The organism is Pseudomonas sp. p21 (genome assembly GCF_001642705.1).
Lineage (GTDB): Bacteria > Pseudomonadota > Gammaproteobacteria > Pseudomonadales > Pseudomonadaceae > Aquipseudomonas.
The window spans coordinates 820690-839119 of sequence record NZ_LWBV01000002.1; the positions used below are offsets into that span (position 1 = coordinate 820690).

22 protein-coding genes are annotated in these 18430 nt (G+C 63.3%); 11 read left to right on the plus strand and 11 right to left on the minus strand.

Annotated elements, in window-relative coordinates; genetic code table 11:
* Positions 1 to 31 precede the first annotated feature (31 nt).
* Positions 32 to 589 carry an L-threonylcarbamoyladenylate synthase gene (locus tag A4C63_RS08670; protein ID WP_023660948.1) on the plus strand — a complete coding sequence of 186 codons (558 nt, stop codon included), beginning with the start codon at positions 32 to 34 and terminating at the stop codon, positions 587 to 589.
* 460 nt (positions 590 to 1049) lie between these two features.
* Entirely contained in the window at positions 1050 to 1256 is a 207-nt protein-coding gene (locus A4C63_RS26255) for a hypothetical protein (RefSeq protein WP_156510855.1), read from the plus strand.
* Positions 1257 to 1427: 171 nt separating this feature from the next.
* Here A4C63_RS26255 and A4C63_RS08675 read toward each other — a convergent pair whose 3' ends face one another.
* Positions 1428 to 2405 carry an NADPH:quinone reductase gene (locus A4C63_RS08675; RefSeq protein WP_063912309.1) on the minus strand — a complete coding sequence of 326 codons (978 nt, stop codon included), beginning with the start codon at positions 2403 to 2405 and terminating at the stop codon, positions 1428 to 1430.
* 134 nt (positions 2406 to 2539) lie between these two features.
* Between A4C63_RS08675 and hemF the strand changes: the two genes are divergently transcribed.
* Positions 2540 to 3451 (plus strand): oxygen-dependent coproporphyrinogen oxidase, encoded by a 912-nt coding sequence (hemF, locus tag A4C63_RS08680; RefSeq protein WP_063912310.1) that lies wholly within the window; start codon positions 2540 to 2542, stop codon positions 3449 to 3451.
* Positions 3452 to 3476: 25 nt separating this feature from the next.
* Positions 3477 to 4301, plus strand: a complete 825-nt coding sequence (gene aroE, locus A4C63_RS08685) for a shikimate dehydrogenase (protein WP_015268442.1) — start codon at positions 3477 to 3479, stop codon at positions 4299 to 4301.
* 114 nt (positions 4302 to 4415) lie between these two features.
* Here aroE and A4C63_RS08690 read toward each other — a convergent pair whose 3' ends face one another.
* The 3 genes from A4C63_RS08690 to betC all read right to left on the minus strand — a co-directional run bounded on the left by A4C63_RS08690 (position 4416) and on the right by betC (position 8585).
* The gene (locus A4C63_RS08690; RefSeq protein WP_063912311.1) at positions 4416 to 5981 is read right to left on the minus strand and encodes a SulP family inorganic anion transporter; all 1566 of its coding nucleotides are present in this window, start codon (positions 5979 to 5981) and stop codon (positions 4416 to 4418) included.
* Between the two features lie 142 nt (positions 5982 to 6123).
* Positions 6124 to 7053: a choline ABC transporter substrate-binding protein gene (choX, locus tag A4C63_RS08695; RefSeq protein WP_063912312.1), complete on the minus strand. Its 930-nt coding sequence runs from the start codon at positions 7051 to 7053 to the stop codon at positions 6124 to 6126.
* A 14-nt stretch (positions 7054 to 7067) separates the two neighbouring features.
* A complete protein-coding gene (betC, locus tag A4C63_RS08700) occupies positions 7068 to 8585 on the minus strand; it encodes a choline-sulfatase (RefSeq protein ID WP_063912313.1) in 1518 nt (505 codons plus the stop codon).
* 108 nt (positions 8586 to 8693) lie between these two features.
* Between betC and A4C63_RS08705 the strand changes: the two genes are divergently transcribed.
* Positions 8694 to 9593: a LysR family transcriptional regulator gene (locus A4C63_RS08705; protein WP_063912314.1), complete on the plus strand. Its 900-nt coding sequence runs from the start codon at positions 8694 to 8696 to the stop codon at positions 9591 to 9593.
* 37 nt (positions 9594 to 9630) lie between these two features.
* Here the strand turns inward: A4C63_RS08705 and A4C63_RS08710 are convergent, their stop codons facing one another.
* The gene (locus A4C63_RS08710; protein ID WP_063912315.1) at positions 9631 to 10248 is read right to left on the minus strand and encodes an NAD(P)-dependent oxidoreductase; all 618 of its coding nucleotides are present in this window, start codon (positions 10246 to 10248) and stop codon (positions 9631 to 9633) included.
* 52 nt (positions 10249 to 10300) lie between these two features.
* Between A4C63_RS08710 and A4C63_RS08715 the strand changes: the two genes are divergently transcribed.
* Complete coding sequence (locus A4C63_RS08715) at positions 10301 to 10633, plus strand: DOPA 4,5-dioxygenase family protein (RefSeq protein WP_063912316.1); 333 nt, start codon at positions 10301 to 10303, stop codon at positions 10631 to 10633.
* A 120-nt stretch (positions 10634 to 10753) separates the two neighbouring features.
* On the opposite strand, the gene trpA is transcribed toward A4C63_RS08715, so the two are convergent.
* Both trpA and trpB read right to left on the minus strand, forming a co-directional pair.
* The gene (trpA, locus tag A4C63_RS08720; protein ID WP_063912317.1) at positions 10754 to 11563 is read right to left on the minus strand and encodes a tryptophan synthase subunit alpha; all 810 of its coding nucleotides are present in this window, start codon (positions 11561 to 11563) and stop codon (positions 10754 to 10756) included.
* Entirely contained in the window at positions 11560 to 12777 is a 1218-nt protein-coding gene (gene trpB / locus A4C63_RS08725) for a tryptophan synthase subunit beta (RefSeq protein ID WP_063912318.1), read from the minus strand. Before trpB ends, trpA begins: the two co-directional genes overlap by 4 nt.
* Positions 12778 to 12887: 110 nt before the next feature.
* Between trpB and A4C63_RS08730 the strand changes: the two genes are divergently transcribed.
* Positions 12888 to 13784, plus strand: coding sequence for a LysR family transcriptional regulator (locus A4C63_RS08730; RefSeq protein WP_063912319.1), 897 nt, complete (start codon positions 12888 to 12890; stop codon positions 13782 to 13784).
* Between the two features lies 1 nt (position 13785).
* Here A4C63_RS08730 and A4C63_RS08735 read toward each other — a convergent pair whose 3' ends face one another.
* Entirely contained in the window at positions 13786 to 14109 is a 324-nt protein-coding gene (locus A4C63_RS08735) for a YqjD family protein (protein ID WP_063912320.1), read from the minus strand.
* 150 nt (positions 14110 to 14259) lie between these two features.
* Between A4C63_RS08735 and A4C63_RS08740 the strand changes: the two genes are divergently transcribed.
* The gene (locus A4C63_RS08740; protein ID WP_013970282.1) at positions 14260 to 14475 is read left to right on the plus strand and encodes a dodecin; all 216 of its coding nucleotides are present in this window, start codon (positions 14260 to 14262) and stop codon (positions 14473 to 14475) included.
* A gap of 101 nt (positions 14476 to 14576) precedes the next feature.
* Positions 14577 to 14798 (plus strand): DUF1161 domain-containing protein, encoded by a 222-nt coding sequence (locus tag A4C63_RS08745; RefSeq protein WP_003261041.1) that lies wholly within the window; start codon positions 14577 to 14579, stop codon positions 14796 to 14798.
* A gap of 99 nt (positions 14799 to 14897) precedes the next feature.
* Here A4C63_RS08745 and A4C63_RS08750 read toward each other — a convergent pair whose 3' ends face one another.
* The gene (locus A4C63_RS08750) at positions 14898 to 15902 is read right to left on the minus strand and encodes an LLM class flavin-dependent oxidoreductase (protein ID WP_063912321.1); all 1005 of its coding nucleotides are present in this window, start codon (positions 15900 to 15902) and stop codon (positions 14898 to 14900) included.
* A gap of 195 nt (positions 15903 to 16097) precedes the next feature.
* Here A4C63_RS08750 and A4C63_RS08755 point away from each other — a divergent pair, with 195 nt between their 5' ends.
* Positions 16098 to 16331 carry a DUF1161 domain-containing protein gene (locus tag A4C63_RS08755; protein WP_063912322.1) on the plus strand — a complete coding sequence of 78 codons (234 nt, stop codon included), beginning with the start codon at positions 16098 to 16100 and terminating at the stop codon, positions 16329 to 16331.
* A 34-nt stretch (positions 16332 to 16365) separates the two neighbouring features.
* Here the strand turns inward: A4C63_RS08755 and A4C63_RS08760 are convergent, their stop codons facing one another.
* Positions 16366 to 16779 (minus strand): hypothetical protein, encoded by a 414-nt coding sequence (locus tag A4C63_RS08760; protein WP_063912323.1) that lies wholly within the window; start codon positions 16777 to 16779, stop codon positions 16366 to 16368.
* Positions 16780 to 16833: 54 nt separating this feature from the next.
* The gene (locus A4C63_RS08765; RefSeq protein WP_063912324.1) at positions 16834 to 17247 is read right to left on the minus strand and encodes a hypothetical protein; all 414 of its coding nucleotides are present in this window, start codon (positions 17245 to 17247) and stop codon (positions 16834 to 16836) included.
* An 85-nt stretch (positions 17248 to 17332) separates the two neighbouring features.
* On the opposite strand from A4C63_RS08765, the gene A4C63_RS08770 reads away from it, so the two are divergent.
* Positions 17333 to 18406, plus strand: a complete 1074-nt coding sequence (locus tag A4C63_RS08770) for an aminopeptidase (RefSeq protein ID WP_063912325.1) — start codon at positions 17333 to 17335, stop codon at positions 18404 to 18406.
* The last annotated feature ends 24 nt before the right edge of the window (positions 18407 to 18430 follow it).

Below are 18430 nucleotides of genomic sequence, written 5' to 3' on the forward strand. Positions count from 1 at the left end.
ACCAGCAAGGTATTTAGGCGGAGTAACAGAAATGGTGAGCAGTTTTCGTGTGCAACAAGCCGCACGTGAGATCCGGGCGGGCGCAGTGATTGCCTACCCGACGGAAGCGGTCTGGGGCCTGGGCTGCGACCCGTGGAACGAGGACGCGGTGTATCGCCTGCTGGCGCTGAAGTCCCGGCCTGTGGATAAAGGCCTGATCCTGGTCGCCGACAATATCCGCCAGTTTGACTTTTTGTTCGAGGATTTCCCCGAGGACTGGATTGATCGCATGGGCAGCACCTGGCCGGGGCCGAACACTTGGCTGGTGCCGCACCAGGACCTGTTGCCCGAGTGGGTGACCGGGGAGCATGACACCGTTGCGTTGCGGGTCAGCGACCATCCGGTGGTGCGTGAGCTGTGCGCGTTGGTGGGGCCGTTGATTTCCACCTCGTGCAACCCGGGCGGGCGCCCGGCGGCGAAGACCCGGTTGCGGGTGGAGCAATACTTCCATGGGCAGCTGGATCTGGTACTGGGCGGGGCCTTGGGTGGAAGGAAGAACCCGAGTGTGATTCGCAACCTGGCCACAGGCGAAGTCGTTCGGCCAGGCTAACTCATACCCACAGGCCTGGCCGGGACCTCCTGTGGGAGCGGGCGAGCCCGCGAAGAATCCAACGCGGTGCCTGGCACGGGCTGCGCCCGTGTTCGCGGGCATGCCCGCTCCCACAGGGATAGCGCCGTATTCAACGCCGACGCAGTACCTGTGGGAGCGGGTTGACCCGCGAACACCGGCAAAGCCGGTGCCATTCACCGCGGTGTACGACCGGATACATCCTTTGAACTGGTTTTCGCTGACCGATCCGGCGATGGAAAAATCATTGTACTAGTTCACCCCTATGCGCCAATTTGCTCGACTCACTCACAGCGCGCCGACTCCCTAGCTGCTATCGGCAAACTGTATTGACTCTGTGCTAACACAATACTTGAAAATAGAGAACTATTAAAAATGCCAGTTGTTTGGTTTTGTTTTATTAGACACAGTTGACCTGCACTTACAACTGAGGCGTTTTGAAATGAATTATGAATATAGTGTGCTGGTGTTGAGTGGTGGAGTACCAGGGACGCCGCTTCCGGTCAATGATGCGGAATTCCTGTTCAAGCATCTAGAAAAAGACTCTAACTTAAATGTTTCTGGAAAAAATTACGTGGTTTCTGGTAAGACTGTAATGGTTGGAGCGGGAAGTACTTATAAGTGCGCCCTGGGTGTAAAAGAGATCTGAAGGCTATTATCTGAAATTTGCGTTCGCCTGATTATTGTTGTGACGCTTTCTTGACAAAGAATTAAGGCAATGGTATTGCTCCGCTCGCCTGTTTTAACGATCAAACGCAGCAATACCACTGCCAAAATTCTTATTTTATATATAGGCTTGATAAGCCGAATTCTACTTCTCTCAAGGTAAGAGAACCGTCGACCCCACCGTACGCCGTGCCGACAACTCGCTCTGCGCCTTGGCCGCCTCACTCAGCGGATACCGCTGCTGGATATCCACTACCAGTTTCCCACTACCAATCATCGCAAACAGGTCATCGGCCATGGCCTGGGTATTCTCGGCATTGTTGGCATAGCTCGCCAACGTCGGTCGGGTCACATACAGCGAACCCTTCTGCGCCAGAATTCCCAGGTTCACCCCGCTCACCGCGCCTGAGGCATTACCAAAGCTCACCATGAGCCCACGAGGCTGCAGGCAGTCCAGCGAGGTCAGCCAGGTGTCGGCACCCACACCGTCATACACCACCGGGCATTTCTTGCCGTCGGTCAGCTCCAGCACCCGCTTGACCACGTCCTCATGGCTGTAGTCGATGGTCGCCCACGCCCCCAGCGCCTTGGCCCGCTCGGCCTTCTCGGCAGAGCTCACGGTCCCGATCAGCTTGGCGCCCAAGGCCTTGGCCCACTGGCACGCCAACGAACCCACGCCGCCAGCTGCTGCGTGGAACAGGATGACGTCACCCGCCTTCACCTCATAGGTCTGCTTCAGCAGGTACTGCACGGTCAAACCCTTGAGCATTACCGCCGCTGCCTGCTCGAAGCTGATGTTGTCGGGCAGCTTCACCAGGTTGGCTTCCGGCAGCGTATGCACCTCGCTGTACGCGCCCAGCGGGCCGCCGGCATGGGCCACACGGTCACCCACTTTCAGCCGGGTCACGCCTTCGCCCACGGCCTCGACCACGCCAGCCGCTTCAGTGCCCAGCCCCGAAGGCAGGGATGGCGGCGCATACAGCCCGCTGCGGAAGTAGGTATCGATGAAGTTCAGGCCGATCGCATGGTTACGCACACGTACCTGCTGTGGCCCGGGTGGGGCTGGTTCGAATTCCACAAACTGCAGCACTTCCGGGCCGCCATGCTGGCTGAACTGGATACGCTTGGCCATCTCGCACTCCTGTCGTCGTGATCGGGAAAGGCCTTCTATCGGACGCCTTTGCATGATCGCCGTCAACTGCGGCGCGTGGGCTGGCGGTGGTATGCTACGCGGCGAATTCTTCCCTGCCCGTTCCTGGTGACCCGATGACTAGCCGCACCGAGGCCGTGAAAGCCTACCTGCTCGACCTGCAAGATCGCATCTGCTCTGCCCTCGAAACAGAAGACGGCGGCGCCCGCTTCGTCGAGGACGCCTGGGGGCGCGAGGCCGGTGGCGGGGGCCGCACGCGGGTGATCGGCGACGGCAAGGTGATCGAGAAAGGCGGGGTCAACTTCTCCCATGTGTTCGGCGCCGGTCTGCCGCCGTCGGCCAGTGCCCACCGCCCCGAGCTGGCGGGCCGTGGCTTCGAGGCCCTGGGCGTGTCGCTGGTGATCCATCCGCACAACCCGCATGTGCCCACTTCCCACGCCAACGTGCGTTTCTTCATCGCCGAAAAGGAAGGTGAAGAGGCTGTCTGGTGGTTCGGCGGCGGCTTCGACCTGACTCCGTACTACGGCAATGAAGAAGACTGCATCCACTGGCACCGCGTGGCCGAGCAGGCCTGCGCGCCGTTCGGCGCCGACGTGTACCCGCGCTACAAGGCCTGGTGCGACCGCTACTTCCACCTCAAGCACCGTGGCGAGCCACGCGGCATTGGTGGCCTGTTCTTCGATGACCTGAACGAGTGGGACTTCGACACCTGCTTCGCCTTCATCCGCGCCATCGGCGATGCCTACATCAACGCCTACCTGCCAATTGTCCAGCGTCGCAAGGACACGCCCTACACGCCGCAGCAGCGCGAGTTCCAGGAATTCCGCCGTGGCCGCTACGTGGAGTTCAACCTGGTCTACGACCGTGGCACCCTGTTTGGCCTGCAGTCCGGTGGCCGCACCGAGTCCATCCTCATGTCGCTACCGCCGCAGGTGCGCTGGGGCTACGACTGGAAGGCCGCGCCCGGTAGCGAAGAAGCGCGCCTGACCGAGTACTTCCTGCAGGACCGCGACTGGCTCGGCCAATAAGCCTGTGGATAATCAAGGAGCCGTCATGGACCAGTACGTCGTTTTTGGTAACCCTATCGGCCACAGCAAGTCGCCGCTGATCCATCGCCTGTTCGCCGAACAGACCGGCCAGGACCTGGAGTACGCCACGCTGCTGGCGCCGCTGGACGAGTTCAGCGACTGCGCACGCGGCTTCTTCAAGCAAGGCCGCGGCGGCAACGTCACCGTGCCGTTCAAGGAAGAGGCCTACCGCCTGTGCGATAGCCTGACTCCGCGTGCCCGGCGCGCGGGTGCGGTGAACACGCTGAGCAAGTTGGCCGATGGCACCCTGCAGGGCGACAACACCGATGGCGCTGGTCTGGTGCGCGACCTCACGGTGAATGCCGGGGTCGAGCTGGCGGGCAAACGCATTCTGATCCTGGGGGCCGGTGGCGCCGTGCGTGGCGTGCTGGAGCCGATTCTGGCGCACAAGCCGCAGTCGCTGGTGATTGCCAACAGGACTGTGGAGAAGGCCGAACAGCTGGCGCGTGAGTTCGATGAACTGGGGCCGGTGGTAGCCAGCGGGTTTGCCTGGTTGCAGGAGCCGGTGGATGTGATCATCAACGCCACTTCGGCGAGCCTGGCCGGTGAGTTGCCGCCGATTGCCGACAGCCTGGTCGAGGCCGGGCGCACGGTTTGCTACGACATGATGTATGGCAAGGAGCCGACGCCGTTTTGCCAGTGGGCTGAGAAGCTGGGGGCGGCCAAGGTGCTGGATGGGTTGGGGATGCTGGCTGAGCAGGCGGCTGAAGCCTTCTTTATCTGGCGTGGGGTACGGCCGGATACGGCGCCGGTTTTGGCAGAGTTGCGCCGGCAGCTGGCTCGGGGCTGAGATTGTCGGGGCCGCTTTGCGGCCCTTTCGCGACACAAGGCCGCTCCCACATTGGATCTGTGGGAGCGGCCTTGTGTCGCGATGGGCTGCAAAGCAGCCCCAGGATCTCAGCTATCACTCCTCAAACCGGATCGGACACATCTCCACCCCTTCCAGCTTCTGCAATTCCTCGATCACCTGCGGCCTGGCCCGGTGCAGGGTCAGACTCCCCCCCGCCCGCCGCAACCGCCGCGCCTCACGGTGCAACATATCCACACCCGAGTAATCGATGAAGTTCACCTGCCGCGCATCGATCACCACATGCGGCCCCTGGCAGCGCTGCAAGCGCACCTGCAGGTAATGCGCCGCACCAAAGAAGATCGAACCGCCCACCCGCAATATATCCGCATCACCTTCACGGCTCTGCTGTACCCGTGGCCGTGACGTGCGCTTCAGATAGAAGAACAGCGACGCCAGCACCCCGGCATAGATCGCCGTCTGCAATTCCAGCAACAAGGTCGCCGCCGCCGTCAGTGCCATTACCAGAAACTCCGAGCGGCTCACCCGGAACAGCGCGCGAATCCCCCGGTGGTCCACCAATCCCCAGCAGATCAACAGGATGCTGCCGGCCATGGCCGGAATCGGCAGGTGCGCGATCAGCCCGGCTCCGGCAACGGCAAACACCGCCACCCACAGCGCCGAGAATACCCCGGCCATGGGCGAGCGGGCGCCGGCGTCGTAGCTCAGCCCGGAGCGGGTGAAGGAGCCGGAAGACAGGTAACCGGAAAAAAACGCACCGACGATGTTTGACAGGCCCTGTGCGCGTATTTCCTGATCTGCGTCGATCAACTGTTCCGAACGTGCCGACAACGAGCGGGCAATCGACAAGCTCGTGACCAGCCCGAGCATGCCCACCGCCACTGCACTGGGCAGCAGGCGCAGGATCAGTTCCACATCCAGCAAGGGCAGCGGGCTGAAGGGTGGCAGCTGCCCGGTGAATGCCGGCACACGCGGCACATGGCCAAAGAACCCGGGCAGCAACCAGGCCAGCAGGCTCACCAAAATCAGACTTATCAACAGGCTGGGCCAGCGTGGGCGCCAGACTTTGAAGGCCACGCCGATCGCCACTGTGGCCAGACCCAGAATCAAGGAAGGCAGGTCGACCTCGCCGGCATGGCTGGCCAGGTCCTGCACGGTCTTCAGCGCCGTGGCCTGGCTGGGCAGGTCCATGCCCAGCAGGTTGGGCAACTGGCCCAGGGCGATGACGACAGCGGCGCCCAGGGTGAAGCCGAGCACCACGGAATGTGAGACGAAATTGACCAGTGCGCCGAAGCGCAAAAGCCCCAGCAGCAACTGAAAGATGCCGCCGAGGAAGGTCAACAGCAGCACCAGGGTGACGTAGTCGGCGCTGCCGGCCACGGCCAGCGGGCTGATGCTGGCGTAGAGGACGATGGAGATGGCGGCGGTCGGGCCGCAGATCAGGTGCCAGGACGAGCCCCACAGGCAGGCGATCAGCACTGGCACGATGGCGGCGTACAGGCCGTATTCGGCGGGCAGGCCGGCGATCAGGGCGTAGGCGATGGATTGCGGCAGGGCGAGGATTGCGCCGCTCAGGCCCACCAGCAGGTCCTGGCGCAGGCTGCGGCCCGATTGGCGGGGCAGCCAGGTGAGGAAGGGCAGCAGGTGAGTGAGGCGATGCATGGGTTATCCACAATCCTTAATGTAATGCGGACTCTGTGGGAGCGGGCATGCCCGCGAACACCGGCAAAGCCGGTGCCATCCACCGCGGTGGCTTTTTCGCGGGCATGCCCGCTCCCACAGGGATGGCGTGTTGCTTGTGAGATTACAGTTTGGCTTTGACGGCCTCCAGGGCATTGCCATCGGCCTTGGTAGTCACCCCGGCCAACCACCCTTCCAGCAACTCGGGATGTGCCTTCACCCAGGCCTTGGCCGCATCATCGAAGCTGATCTTCTTGTCCACAACCTCGGCCATGATGCTGTTTTCCATGTCCAGTGTGAACTTCAGGTTACCCAGCAGCTTGGCTGCATTCGGGCAGGCTTGTGGATAACCCTTGCGGGTCAGGGTATACACCTCGCCCTTGCTGCCAAACCACTTCTCCCCGCCGCTCAGGTAATGCATCCTCAGCTTCACGTTCATCGGGTGCGGCGTCCAGCCGAGGAAGGTGATGAACTGCTGTTTCTTCACCGCCCGGTCGACTTGCGCAAGCATCGCCTGCTCGCTGGACTCCACCAGCTTCCACTGGCCAAGGTTGAATACATTCTTGTCGATGATTTCCTTCAACGACAGGTTGGCGGGTGCCCCGGAGCCAATCCCGTACAGCTTCTTGTCGAACTGATCGGCGTGTTTCTGCAGGTCGGCGAAGTCCTTCACCCCGGCATTCCACACATAGTCGGGCACTGCCAGGGTGAATTCGGTTCCTTCCAGGTTGCGCGCCAGTTGCAGCACATCGCCATTGGCGATGAACTTGTCATGGAAGCCCTGTTGCGCCGGCATCCAGTTGCCGAGGAAGGCATCGACCCGGCCGTCCTTGAGGCCGCCGTAGATGATCGGCACGGCCAGGCTGTCGACCTTCACCTGGTAACCCAGGCCTTCCAGGAGCAGGCGGGCCACGGCGTTGGTGGAAGCGATATCGCTCCAGCCGGGGTCGGCCATCTTCACGGTGCTGCATTGCGCGTCGCTGTCGGCGGCGTGGGCCGTTGCGGTGCCCAGGGTCAGGGCCAGGGCGAACACGGCGGGGGAGAACTTGTGCATGGCGGCCTCTCTTCTCAATCCAGGGGGGCGGGCTGTGGATAACGTGCCTTGCGCTCGAGGTCGTCGAGATCGATATGGTTGCGCATGTACTGTTGGCTGGCGTCCACCAGCGGTTGATGGTCCCAGCTTTTCAGCTTGCCGATGGCCAGCGCCTCGGCCACCAGACGGCGCCGCCGCTGGCTGGTCAGTACCTGCTGGCGCAAGCTGGGGATATCCCAGCGCTGCTGTGCTTCATCGACAAATGCCTGCAGCAGCGCCTGGTGCTCCGGGCTGCCGGTGAGGTTCTCCCGCTCGTGCGGGTCGCGGCCCAGGTCGTAGAGTAGGCACGGGTCGTCTTCGCTGTACACGAACTTGTACGGCCCGCGGCGGATCATCATCAGCGGGCCGACGGTGCCTTCGGCCATGTATTCGCCGATCACTTCGTCATGGCCGCCCTGCCCTTGCAGGTGGCCGACCAGCGAGCGGCCATCCAGGTGCAGGTGGTTATCCACAGCGCCGCCAGCCAGTTCGACCAGGGTCGGCAGCAGGTCGCAGGTCGACACCGAGGCGCTGACCCGGGCTGGCGCGAAGCGCTTCGGCGCGTGCACCAGCAGCGGCACCCGTGCCGACATCTCGAACCAGTGCATCTTGTACCAGAGGCCGCGCTCGCCAAGCATGTCACCATGGTCGCCGGAGAACACGATCAGGGTGTCGTCGGCCAGGTTGCATTCCTCCAGGGTCTGCAGCAGCAGGCCGATGTTGTCGTCGATGTAGCTGCAGGCGCCGAAGTAGGCACGGCGTGCGTCACGGACCTTGTCCACAGGCAGCGGCTTGTTCCACAGGTCGTAGACCTTCAGCAGGCGCTGCGAGTGCGGGTCGAGTTCTGCCTGGCCGAGTTCGGCGCGGGGCATGGGGATATCCACACCCTCGTAGCGATCCCAATAGCGCCTGGGGATGGTGTACGGGTCGTGCGGGTGAGTCATCGACACGGTCAGGCAGAACGGCCGGCCATCGTTCTCGCGCACATGGTCGTAAAGATACTGGCGCGCCTTGAACACCACTTCTTCGTCGAAATCCAGCTGGTTGGTGCGCACGCACGGGCCGGCCTGCAGCACCGAGGACATGTTGTGGTACCAGCTAGGGCGCACGTCTGGCTCATCCCAGTTCACCGCCCAGCCGTAGTCGGCCGGATAGATGTCGCTGGTCAGGCGTTCTTCGTAGCCATGCAACTGGTCCGGGCCGCAGAAGTGCATCTTGCCCGACAGCGCGGTGCGGTAACCCAGGCGGCGCAGGTAATGGGCGTAGGTCGGCACATCGGCGGGGAAGTCGGCGGCATTGTCGTAGGCGCCGATGCGGCTGGGCAACTGGCCGCTGACCAGGGTGAAGCGCGACGGCGCGCACAACGGGCTGTTGCAGTAGGCCGAGTCGAACACCACCGCCTGTTCGGCAAGGCGGCTCAGGTGCGGCATCTGGATCGGCGAAGGGGCGTAGATCGGCAGCAAGGGCGCGGCCATCTGGTCGGCCATGATGAACAGGATATTCGGGCGCGTCATGGTGGCTTCCATCGTTGAGGGTTATGCGAACCGCTTGCCTACCAAGATGCGACTGTGGATAACATGGGTAAAGCCCATGGCGGGCAATGACTGGGATTAGTTGCGCTTATGTTTGAGCACCTTGCCGAGCTGTCGCTGGATACCTTGCGCGTGTTCGAGGCCGCTGCACGCTTGCGTGGCTTTACCGCCGCGGCGCTGGAGCTGGGCACCACGCAGCCGGCGGTGAGCCAGCAAGTCAAACGCCTGGAGGCACAGTTGGGCACGCGGTTGTTCGATCGCATTTACCGGGGTATCGAACTGACCGAGGCTGGCCAGGTGCTGTTCGAACAGGTGCATCAGGGCCTGCAGGCCATGGAGGACGGTATTGCCCAGGCCAGTGGGCGTGGCCAGCGCGAAGTGCTGCAGGTGGCTACCGACTTCGCCTTTGCGGCGTTCTGGCTGATGCCACGGCTACAGCGTTTTCACGAGGCTTATCCACAAGTGGACGTGAGCCTGGTGACCGGTGAGCGCAGCCAGGGCATGTTGCGCCCGGACATCGACGTGGCGGTGCTGTTTGGCGACGGGCGCTTTCACCAGGGCGAGAGCCGCTGGCTGTTCGATGAGGAAGTCTTCCCGGTATGCAGCCCCCGGCTGATTCATGGCAAACCCTTGTCAGCCGTGGCTTTGCAACGATTGCCCTTGCTGCATTTGAAGGGCGAGCAGGCTAGCCGCTGGTTTGACTGGGCGGGGGTGTTTCGCGGGTTTGGCGTGGCCAGCCCGCCGCCGGCGGGGCAGTTGCGGTTCGATAATTATACGTTGCTGATCCAGGCGGCGATTGCCGGGCAAGGGGTGGCGATTGGCTGGGGGCACCTGGTGGATGGGTTGGTGGAGCAAGGGTTGTTGTGCCGGCCGTTGGAGGGGAGTTTGCGTTCGGCGCGCGGGTATTACGCGGTGTTGCCGCCACGCAAGCGGCGTGGGGCGTTGATCCAGCGGTTTGTGGATTGGCTGGAGCGCGAGCGCAGCCTGTGACATCCCCGGGGCCGCTTTGCGGTCCATCGCCGGCAATCTAGACCACGAAGTTCAGATGCTCGCCCCGGTGCAAATCCAGCTCCAGCATATCCACCATCCCCGCCGCGACCCTGGCCAGGCGCCGCAACGGCTCAGCCAACCCCGGCTCCAGCGTACCTTCGGTGCTGCGAAAATGCTCCATCCCCAACCCAGGGACCTCTTGTGGTGCATTGATCAGGGTCCAGCGCAACGCACTGCGCTGTAACCCGTCGACCACCTGATCCACACATTCCCGCTCTGCCTCGCTGTACTTGCCCGGCTCATCCAGCACATCGAAATCGCCCACCAGCAACAGCCGGCGTATAGTCGTACGCTTCAGCCCCGCCACCAGCGCTTCGCTCATGCGGGCTTGCCCGGGCAGATCGCCCGGCGCCAGCGCCGACAACAGGGCAATGACCGCCGAACCGCCTGCCGCGCCCTGCTCCGCCTGGTCGGCATCGCTCAGCCCGCCTATCTTGAAATGCAGGCCCGGGCGCGCGGCATGGCGGTTGAGGTCGTCTACCACGGCGGTGACTTCGTGCTGGCGTGACAGCAGCTCTACCATCAGGGCCTTGCCCAGGCTGCTTTCAGGCCCGAACAGGACCAGTTTGAATACTGGGGTTTCGGCGTTTTTCACGGCATCACTCCCCTTGCTGGTGGTGATGATTGGACCACAATCAGGAGTTATCGTGCAGAGGATCAAGGGTTACCACGCCCACGTCTACTATGACGCAGCGACCATGGAGCAGGCCCGTGAACTGTGCGAGGAGGCCTCGCGGTTATTCCCCGTGACCATGGGGCGCATGCACCAGCAACCGGTCGGGCCGCACCCGGACTGGAGCTGCCAGCTGGCGTTCGGGCCGGAGGTAGTGGGGGTGGTGTTGCCTTGGTTGGCGTTGTATCGGAAGGGGTTGGTGGTGTTCATGCACCCGCTGACCGGGGATGAACTGGCAGACCACCGGGACCATGCGATCTGGATGGGGGCTGTGCGGTCGCTGGATTTGTCGATTTTCGGGGGATAGTTTTGTATTGCCTGTGCTGGCCTCTTCGCGGGCACGCCCGCTCCCACAGGTCCTCCACAGTTTTCAGCATCTGTGTAGTCCCTGTGGGAGCAGGCGTGCCCGCGAAGATGGCGACGCGGATCAGCGGCGGGCGCCGCGCACCCCGTCAGCCAGTGCCGAGCACAGGCTCAGCACATCGTTCACCGCCTGCTCGGCACTCTTGGCCTGGGCAATCTTGTCCACCAGCGCCGAGCCCACCACCACGCCGTCCGACAGGCGGGCAATGGCCGCAGCCTGCTCCGGCGTACGAATGCCAAAGCCAACGCTGATCGGCAGATCAGTATGCCGACGCAGGCGGGCAATGGCTTCGGTCACGTGCTCGGTGGTCGCCGAGCCAGCACCGGTCACACCGGCCACCGACACGTAGTAGACGAACCCGGAGCTGCGCTCCAGCACGCGCGGCAGGCGCGCGTCGTCGGTGGTCGGGGTGGTCAGGCGGATGAAGTCGATACCCGCGGCCTGGGCCGGGGTCGCCAGCTCGGCATCATGCTCGGGCGGCAGGTCGACGATGATCAGGCCATCGACGCCGGCTTGCTTGGCTTCGGCCACGAACTTTTCCACGCCAAAGCGGTGGATCGGGTTGTAGTAGCCCATCAGTACGATCGGTGTGGTCTGGTTATCCACACGGAATTCGCGAACCATCTGCAGGGTCTTGGCCAGCGTCTGGCCAGCTTCCAGAGCACGCAGGGTGGCCAGCTGGATGGCCACGCCGTCGGCCATCGGGTCGGTGAACGGCATGCCCAGTTCGATCACGTCGGCACCGGCTGCCGGCAGGCCCTTGAGGATCTGCAGCGAGGCGTCATAGCCCGGGTCGCCCGCGGTGACGAAGGTGACCAGTGCCGAGCGGCCTTCGGCCTTCAGCTCGGCGAAGCGTTGTTCAAGACGGCTCATGCCTGTTTCTCCTGGGCGGCCATGTGGTTCATGACGGTTTGCATGTCTTTGTCGCCGCGGCCCGACAGGCACACGACCATCAGGTGGTCCTTGGGCAGCTTCGGTGCGCGCTTGATTGCCTCGGCCAGGGCGTGGGAGCTTTCCAGGGCCGGGATGATGCCTTCCAGGCGGCAGGTGGCGTGGAACGCATCCAGCGCTTCGTCGTCGGTGATGCTGACGTACTCGACCCGCTTCACTTCGTGCAGGTAGGCGTGCTCCGGGCCGATGCCCGGGTAGTCCAGGCCGGCGGAAATCGAGTGGGCGTCGGTGATCTGGCCGTCTTCGTCCTGCAGCAGGTAGGTGCGGTTGCCGTGCAGCACGCCCGGTACGCCACCGTTCAGGCTGGCGGCGTGCTTGTCGGTGTGCACGCCGTGGCCACCGGCTTCGACGCCGATGATCTGCACGCTTGGCTCTTCGAGGAACTCATGGAACAGGCCCATGGCATTGGAGCCGCCGCCGACGCAGGCTACCAGGCTGTCTGGCAGGCGGCCTTCCTTCTCCTGCAGCTGGGCGCGGGTTTCCTTGCCGATGATCGACTGGAAGTCGCGGACCATGGCCGGGTACGGGTGCGGGCCGGCCACGGTGCCGATCAGGTAGAAGGTGTCGTCGACGTTGGTGACCCAGTCGCGCAGGGCCTCGTTCATGGCGTCCTTCAGGGTGCCGGTGCCGGCGGTGACCGGGACGATCTCGGCGCCCAGCAGCTTCATGCGGAACACGTTGGCCTGCTGGCGCTCGATGTCGGTGGCGCCCATGTAGATCACGCAAGGCAGGCCGAAGCGCGCGGCAACGGTGGCAGTGGCCACACCGTGCATGCCGGCGCCGGTTTCGGCGATCAGGCGCTTCTTGCCCATGCGCTTGGCCAGCAGCACCTGGCCGATGCAGTTGTTCACCTTGTGCGCGCCGGTGTGGTTGAGCTCTTCACGCTTGAAGAAGATCTTCGCGCCACCGCAGTGCTCGGTCAGGCGCTCGGCGAAGTACAGTGGGTTGGGGCGGCCGATGTAGTCGCGCTGGAAGTAGGCCAGCTCTTCAAGGAACTTGGGGTCTGCCTTGGCCGCTTCGTATTCGCGGGCCAGGTCCAGCACCAGTGGCATCAGGGTTTCGGCCACGTAGCGGCCGCCGAACGAGCCGAACAGGCCGTTGGCGTCGGGGCCGGGGCGGTATTGGGACTGGGTCATGGGGCGCTCCAGGGCGTAATGGATGAGTGATGGGCTTTACTCTAACCACGGCAAGCCCGGCTGAAAACCGATAAGATTGCGCAAACTTGTCAGAAAAACTCACAGGTAATATGGCCCACGACCTCCCTCCCCTCAACGCCCTGCGGGCCTTCGAGGCCACCGCACGGCTCAATAGCGTCAGCCAGGCGGCCGAAGCGCTGCACGTCACCCATGGCGCCGTCAGCCGGCAGATCAAGGTACTCGAAGAGCACCTGGGCGTAGCGCTGTTCGTCAAGGACGGGCGCGGCATCAAACTCACAGATGCCGGCGTGCGTCTGCGCGATGCCAGTGGCGAAGCCTTCGACCGGCTGCGCAGCGTGTGTGCCGAGCTCAGCCACGATGTCAGCGAGGCGCCGTTCGTGCTGGGCTGCTCGGGCAGCCTGCTGGCGCGCTGGTTCATCCCGCGGTTGGGGCGGCTGCAGGCGGACTTGCCAGAACTGCGCCTGCACCTGTCGGCGGGCGAAGGCGACCTCGACCCGCGGCGGCCGGGGCTGGATGCGCTGTTGGTATATGCCGAGCCACCGTGGCCGGCGGACATGCAGGTGCATGTGCTGGCCGAGGAACGCATCGGGCCGGTGCTCAGCCCGCATTTCGCCGGTTTCGAGCGCTTGCAGGGCGCACCGGCCAAGGCCTTGCTGGGCGAGGCCTTGCTACACACCACCTCGCGCCCGCAGGCCTGGCCGACCTGGGCGCTGGAGCAGGGGTTGGAGCCGGCGGCCCTCCACTATGGCCAGGCTTTCGAGCACCTGTATTACCTGCTGGAAGCGGCCGTGGCCGGGCTGGGTGTGGCGATTGCACCGCAGCCGCTGGTTGCCGATGACCTGCGGGCGGGCCGTTTGAGTGCGCCGTGGGGCTTTTCACCTACCCCGGCAGCGCTGGCACTGTGGGTGCCCCGGCGCGCCGCGGACGGGCGCGCCGAGCAGCTGGCGCAGTGGTTACGGGCGGAGCTGGCGCGGCAGGGCGCCTAGTCTAGTTGCGCTTGCACAGCAGGTAGGCTGCCAGAAGGCCCAGTGCACCAATAGCAACACCCGCCGTGGTGTAGGGGTGTTCCTGAGCGTAATCACGGGTGGCGATGCCGGTCTGGCGGGTACGGTGTTTCACTTCTTCGTAGGCATCGCTCAGCAGGCTACGGGAATGGCGGAGGGCGCTTTCGGCGTTGCTGCGGATGGCCTTCACCGACTTCTGGGATTCTTCGGAAGCATCATGCTTGAGGTTCTCCAGGGTCTTCAGAAGGCTCTCGATTTCGGCTTCCATGCTTTCCAGGGACGTTTTACGCAGCGAATTGCGGTGCATGTTGACTCTCCTTCGCGTTGTGGGCTGTAGAGGTTGCGACTGCCTGGTGAAGCGAAAGTGCGATCGAATTTTCACCAGCGGTGACAGCTCGCAGGTAAACCCGGCCTGCGCTGCTAGGCTGAATCTCACCGTTATCCAAGGAGAGCGCTCATGACCGACCATCACACTTACAAGAAGATCGAACTGGTGGGGTCGTCGACCACCAGCATCGAAGAGGCGATCAACAATGCCCTGGCCGAAGCCGGCAAGAGCATCAAGCACCTGGAGTGGTTCGAGGTGATAGATACCCGTGGTCATATCCGTGACAACAAGGCGGCGCACTTCCAGGTCACGCTGAAGGTCGGCTTCCGTATTGCCAACAGCTGAAACACCGTCGGGCTGGATGAGCCCGGCATGATGGGGTATTCAGGAAGGGGGCGCCTTGGCGGGCGCCCTTTCTGATTTCATCTGCACAAGGAAAGCGAGTGATGAACAAACTGATTCTGGCGCTGGGCCTGATGACCCTGGCGGGTGGTGCACTGGCAGCGGGCAAGCCGTGCGAGGAGCTCAAGGCGGAGATTGCGGCGAAGCTGGATGCCAAGGGGGTCACCGGCTACAAGCTGGAGATCGTCGACAAGGGCGACCCGGCAGGCAAGGTAATTGGTAGTTGCGAGGCTGGTACCAAGGAAATTGTGTACCGTCGCGGTTAACGGGTTGGATTCTTCGCGGGTGAACCCGCTCCCACAGGTACGGTGCCGGTCTCAGGCCCTGTGATACCCCTGTGGGAGCGGGTTTACCCGCGAAGAAGGTCACTCAGTCTTGAGAGCCTGCGCCATCAGTTCATAGGACCGGATCCGGTCCGCATGCTCATACAGATCACAGGTAAAGATCAGCTCATCGGCGCCGGTCTGCTCCAGCAGCACTTCCACCTTGGCCCGCACCTTCTGCGGGCTGCCGATCATCGCCAGGCCGAGGAAGCTGCCCACCGCATCCCGCTCATGGGGTAGCCACAGCCCATCCATGCTTTCCACCGGCGGCTTCTGCATCAGGCTCTGCCCGCGAATTAGGGCGAGGATGCGCTGGTACACCGAAGTGGCCAGGTACTCGGCCTTTTCATCGGTTTGCGCCACCACCATTGGGATGCCCAGCATCACATACGGCCTGTCCAGCATGGTGGAGGGCTTGAAGTGGTTGCGGTACACGCGGATCGCTTCGTGCATGTAGCGCGGCGCAAAGTGCGAGGCGAAGGCGTAAGGCATGCCGCGCATGCCGGCCAGTTGGGCGCTGAACAGGCTGGAGCCGAGCAGCCACATCGGCACCTCGGTGTCGTGCCCTGGCACTGCGATCACTTTTTGATCATCAGTACGCGGGCCGAGGTAGCGTGACAGTTCCTCGACATCGTCCGGGAAGTCATCCGGGCCGCCGGCGCGGTCGCGGCGCAGGGCGTAGGCGGTCATCTGGTCGGAACCCGGCGCGCGGCCCAGGCCAAGGTCGATGCGCCCCGGGTACAGGCTGGCCAGGGTGCCGAACTGCTCGGCGATCACCAGCGGCGCATGGTTGGGCAGCATGACCCCGCCAGAGCCCACGCGAATGGTCGAGGTACCACCGGCCAGGTAGCCGATCAGCACCGCAGTCGCCGAACTGGCGATGCCGTCCATGTTGTGGTGCTCGGCCACCCAGAAGCGGTTGTAGCCAAAGCGCTCGACGTGCTGCGCCAGGTCCAGCGAGTTGCGCAGCGACTGCGCAGGGCCGGCGTCGGCGCGTACCGGTACCAGGTCGAGGGTGGAAATCTTCAGGTCACGCAGCTGCGTCATGGAGCCTCCGCAAAGGTGTTTGGCCATAGGCCTTTTCAACTCTGTATGGGCACATTCGACGGATTCAATGCTCGCCTTGCGATTATGAACTTGCCGTAGGCGGCTGGCCTCTGATTGAGGGAATCGGTGCAATGAGAGCGGTTTGCTGTAGTCTAAACAGCGTCGGCAGCACGCTGCCCTTTCAGGAGCCGTTTCATGATTCGCGTAGCATTCGCCGTGTTGGCTTCCCTGGTCGCCACATCTGCGCTGGCGGCGGTCAAGCCGTGCGAGGAGCTCAAAGCCGAGATCGAGGCCAAGATCCAGGCCCAAGGGGTTTCGTCCTATACCCTGGAAATCGTGCCCAACAGCGAGGTCAAGGACCAGAACATGGTCGTCGGGACCTGCGATGGTGGATCCAAGAAGATCATTTATCAGAAGAATGATCAGTAAGTTCTAGAGCCCGGGGCTGCAAGGCAGCCCCAGGTCACGGAATGCAGAACACCTCGCTAGGCTCGTTCACCACTACCTTGCGGCTGCCGTCATACAGCAGCACCTGCGGCTCCATCACCGGCGCCCGAGCCTCCAGGCGGTAGCGTTCACCGGCCCGGAAGTTGTCAAAGCGTACGGTCAGGTAGCAGGTACGGTCCCTGGGTTGGGTCATGGGGCCGCCCCCGTAGATCTCATAATCGAAGCGCACTACCAGTTCGTGCTTGCCCGGCGTCACCTGGAAGTAACGGCCATCCTCCAGGCGCTGGCCATCGAGGCGGTCGGCCATGATCGTCCTGCCGGGAGTCATGGTGTACAGGTCGACCCAGGCCTGTTTGGGGTCGACGGGGGGCAAGGGGCTAGCGCAGGCCCCCAGTGCACTGAGGGCGATCAGCATCATGGGCTGGCGCATGGCAAGTCTCCACTTGCGGTTTACACGCTACAAGCATAGCGCCGTTTGTGCGGTTCAGGTGCGCTGGCAGCCTGCAGGCAAGCCCTGGCCAACCAGTTTCTGCTGATGGTCGTAGAGTTTGATCCAGGGGCGGAAACCGATGCTGCCAGCCTGCATCTGGTAGCGCTGGCCGGCACTGAAATCCTTGAAGGTCAGCTTGACCTGGCAATCACGCCACAACGGCTCCTTGACTGGGCCGATATTGCTGGGAGTAACCGGAAACTGGTAGCGCACGGTCAGCTCGTGGCTGCCGGGCTGTACTTCGAAATAGCGGCTGTCGGCCCAGTCGCGTTCATCTACCTGCACGGCGTGCAGCGAGGTGTTGTCGTAGGGCGTGAGGTCGATCCAGGCCTGGTTCGGGTCTGGGTCTGGCAAGGTCGAACAGGCGGATATCAACAGCAGTGAGCCGATGACCAATAGTGCACGCATGGCGAAACGCCCCCTTGGCGAGATAGTCTTGGAGTGAATCGGCCTTGAGCGAGTCAGACAGTCCCGGATGCTTCGACTTATTCTTATGCAGCGCTCAGGTCCTGGGCCACTCGACCTTGTTTTCACCCGTTTGGTTCCGCTGCTGGCGGTGCTCCTGCTGAACGGTTGCAGCAGCGCCGCCTACTATGGGCAGTTGGCCGAGGGCCAGTGGCAGCTGCTGCGCGCACGGCAGCCGGTGGAGCAGGTAGTGGCCGACCCGGCCACCTCCGCGCAATTGCGCGCGCGCCTGGAACATGCCAGTCAGGCACGGGTATTTGCCAGCCAGCAGCTGAAGCTGCCGGACAACCGCAGCTACCGGGTGTATGCCGACCTTGGCCGGCCCTACGTGGTGTGGAATGTGTTCGCCACCCCCGAGCTGTCGTTGCAGCCGGTGACTCACTGCTTCCCGATCGCGGGGTGTGTGGCCTATCGCGGCTATTACCAGCAAGGCGCAGCGCGTGGGGCGGCGGCGTTGATGCGCCAGGAAGGCATGGATGCATACGTGGGCGGTGTGGAGGCCTATTCGACCCTGGGCTGGTTCGACGACCCGATCCTGTCGTCGATGGTGGGCTGGAGCGACGAGCGCCTGGCCACGCTGATCTTCCATGAGCTCGCCCACCAGCGCTTCTATGTGCAGGACGACACCGAGTTCAACGAGTCGTTTGCCTCCTTCGTCGAGCAGGAAGGCACGCGGCAATGGCGCGTGGCGCGTGGGCTTGCTGCGGTTGGGGGGAAGCAGGGGCAGCAGCGTGAGCAGTTCATTCGGTTGGTGCTGGCCAGCCGCGAGCGGCTGCAGGCGATATATGCCGGGCCTCTGGATGATGTGCAGAAGCGGGCGGCCAAGCAGGAGGAGTTTGAGCGCTTGCGGCGTGAATACCGGCAGCTGCGGGATGGCCAGTGGGGGGGCGACAAGCGTTATGACGCCTGGATGTATGGGCCGATGAACAATGCCAAGTTGTTGCCGTTCGGGCTGTATGACCAGTGGGTGCCGGCGTTTGCGGCGGTGTTCCGCGAAGTAGGTGGGGATTGGGCGCGGTTTTATCAGAGGGTGGAGCAGTTGGGGCGGTTGCCGATCGAAGAGAGGAAGGCGGCGTTGCGGCGCTTGATGGTTAGCCGGTGAGATTTTGGGGCTGCGAGGCAGCCC

What these genes read in the sequence shown, in the direction of transcription:
- trpB (WP_063912318.1), bottom strand. Translation starts at nt 12,777, where the DNA reads ATGACCCAGTCCCAATACCGCCCCGGCCCCGACGCCAACGGCCTGTTC.
- A4C63_RS08770 (WP_063912325.1), top strand. Translation starts at nt 17,333, where the DNA reads ATGCAGCGCTCAGGTCCTGGGCCACTCGACCTTGTTTTCACCCGTTTG.
- A4C63_RS08750 (WP_063912321.1), bottom strand. Translation starts at nt 15,902, where the DNA reads ATGACGCAGCTGCGTGACCTGAAGATTTCCACCCTCGACCTGGTACCG.
- A4C63_RS08670 (WP_023660948.1), top strand. Translation starts at nt 32, where the DNA reads ATGGTGAGCAGTTTTCGTGTGCAACAAGCCGCACGTGAGATCCGGGCG.
- A4C63_RS08690 (WP_063912311.1), bottom strand. Translation starts at nt 5,981, where the DNA reads ATGCATCGCCTCACTCACCTGCTGCCCTTCCTCACCTGGCTGCCCCGC.
- trpA (WP_063912317.1), bottom strand. Translation starts at nt 11,563, where the DNA reads ATGAGCCGTCTTGAACAACGCTTCGCCGAGCTGAAGGCCGAAGGCCGC.
- choX (WP_063912312.1), bottom strand. Translation starts at nt 7,053, where the DNA reads ATGCACAAGTTCTCCCCCGCCGTGTTCGCCCTGGCCCTGACCCTGGGC.
- A4C63_RS08740 (WP_013970282.1), top strand. Translation starts at nt 14,260, where the DNA reads ATGACCGACCATCACACTTACAAGAAGATCGAACTGGTGGGGTCGTCG.
- A4C63_RS08765 (WP_063912324.1), bottom strand. Translation starts at nt 17,247, where the DNA reads ATGCGTGCACTATTGGTCATCGGCTCACTGCTGTTGATATCCGCCTGT.
- A4C63_RS08755 (WP_063912322.1), top strand. Translation starts at nt 16,098, where the DNA reads ATGATTCGCGTAGCATTCGCCGTGTTGGCTTCCCTGGTCGCCACATCT.
- A4C63_RS08760 (WP_063912323.1), bottom strand. Translation starts at nt 16,779, where the DNA reads ATGCGCCAGCCCATGATGCTGATCGCCCTCAGTGCACTGGGGGCCTGC.
- A4C63_RS08730 (WP_063912319.1), top strand. Translation starts at nt 12,888, where the DNA reads ATGGCCCACGACCTCCCTCCCCTCAACGCCCTGCGGGCCTTCGAGGCC.
- A4C63_RS08745 (WP_003261041.1), top strand. Translation starts at nt 14,577, where the DNA reads ATGAACAAACTGATTCTGGCGCTGGGCCTGATGACCCTGGCGGGTGGT.
- A4C63_RS08705 (WP_063912314.1), top strand. Translation starts at nt 8,694, where the DNA reads ATGTTTGAGCACCTTGCCGAGCTGTCGCTGGATACCTTGCGCGTGTTC.
- aroE (WP_015268442.1), top strand. Translation starts at nt 3,477, where the DNA reads ATGGACCAGTACGTCGTTTTTGGTAACCCTATCGGCCACAGCAAGTCG.
- A4C63_RS26255 (WP_156510855.1), top strand. Translation starts at nt 1,050, where the DNA reads ATGAATTATGAATATAGTGTGCTGGTGTTGAGTGGTGGAGTACCAGGG.
- A4C63_RS08675 (WP_063912309.1), bottom strand. Translation starts at nt 2,405, where the DNA reads ATGGCCAAGCGTATCCAGTTCAGCCAGCATGGCGGCCCGGAAGTGCTG.
- betC (WP_063912313.1), bottom strand. Translation starts at nt 8,585, where the DNA reads ATGACGCGCCCGAATATCCTGTTCATCATGGCCGACCAGATGGCCGCG.
- hemF (WP_063912310.1), top strand. Translation starts at nt 2,540, where the DNA reads ATGACTAGCCGCACCGAGGCCGTGAAAGCCTACCTGCTCGACCTGCAA.
- A4C63_RS08735 (WP_063912320.1), bottom strand. Translation starts at nt 14,109, where the DNA reads ATGCACCGCAATTCGCTGCGTAAAACGTCCCTGGAAAGCATGGAAGCC.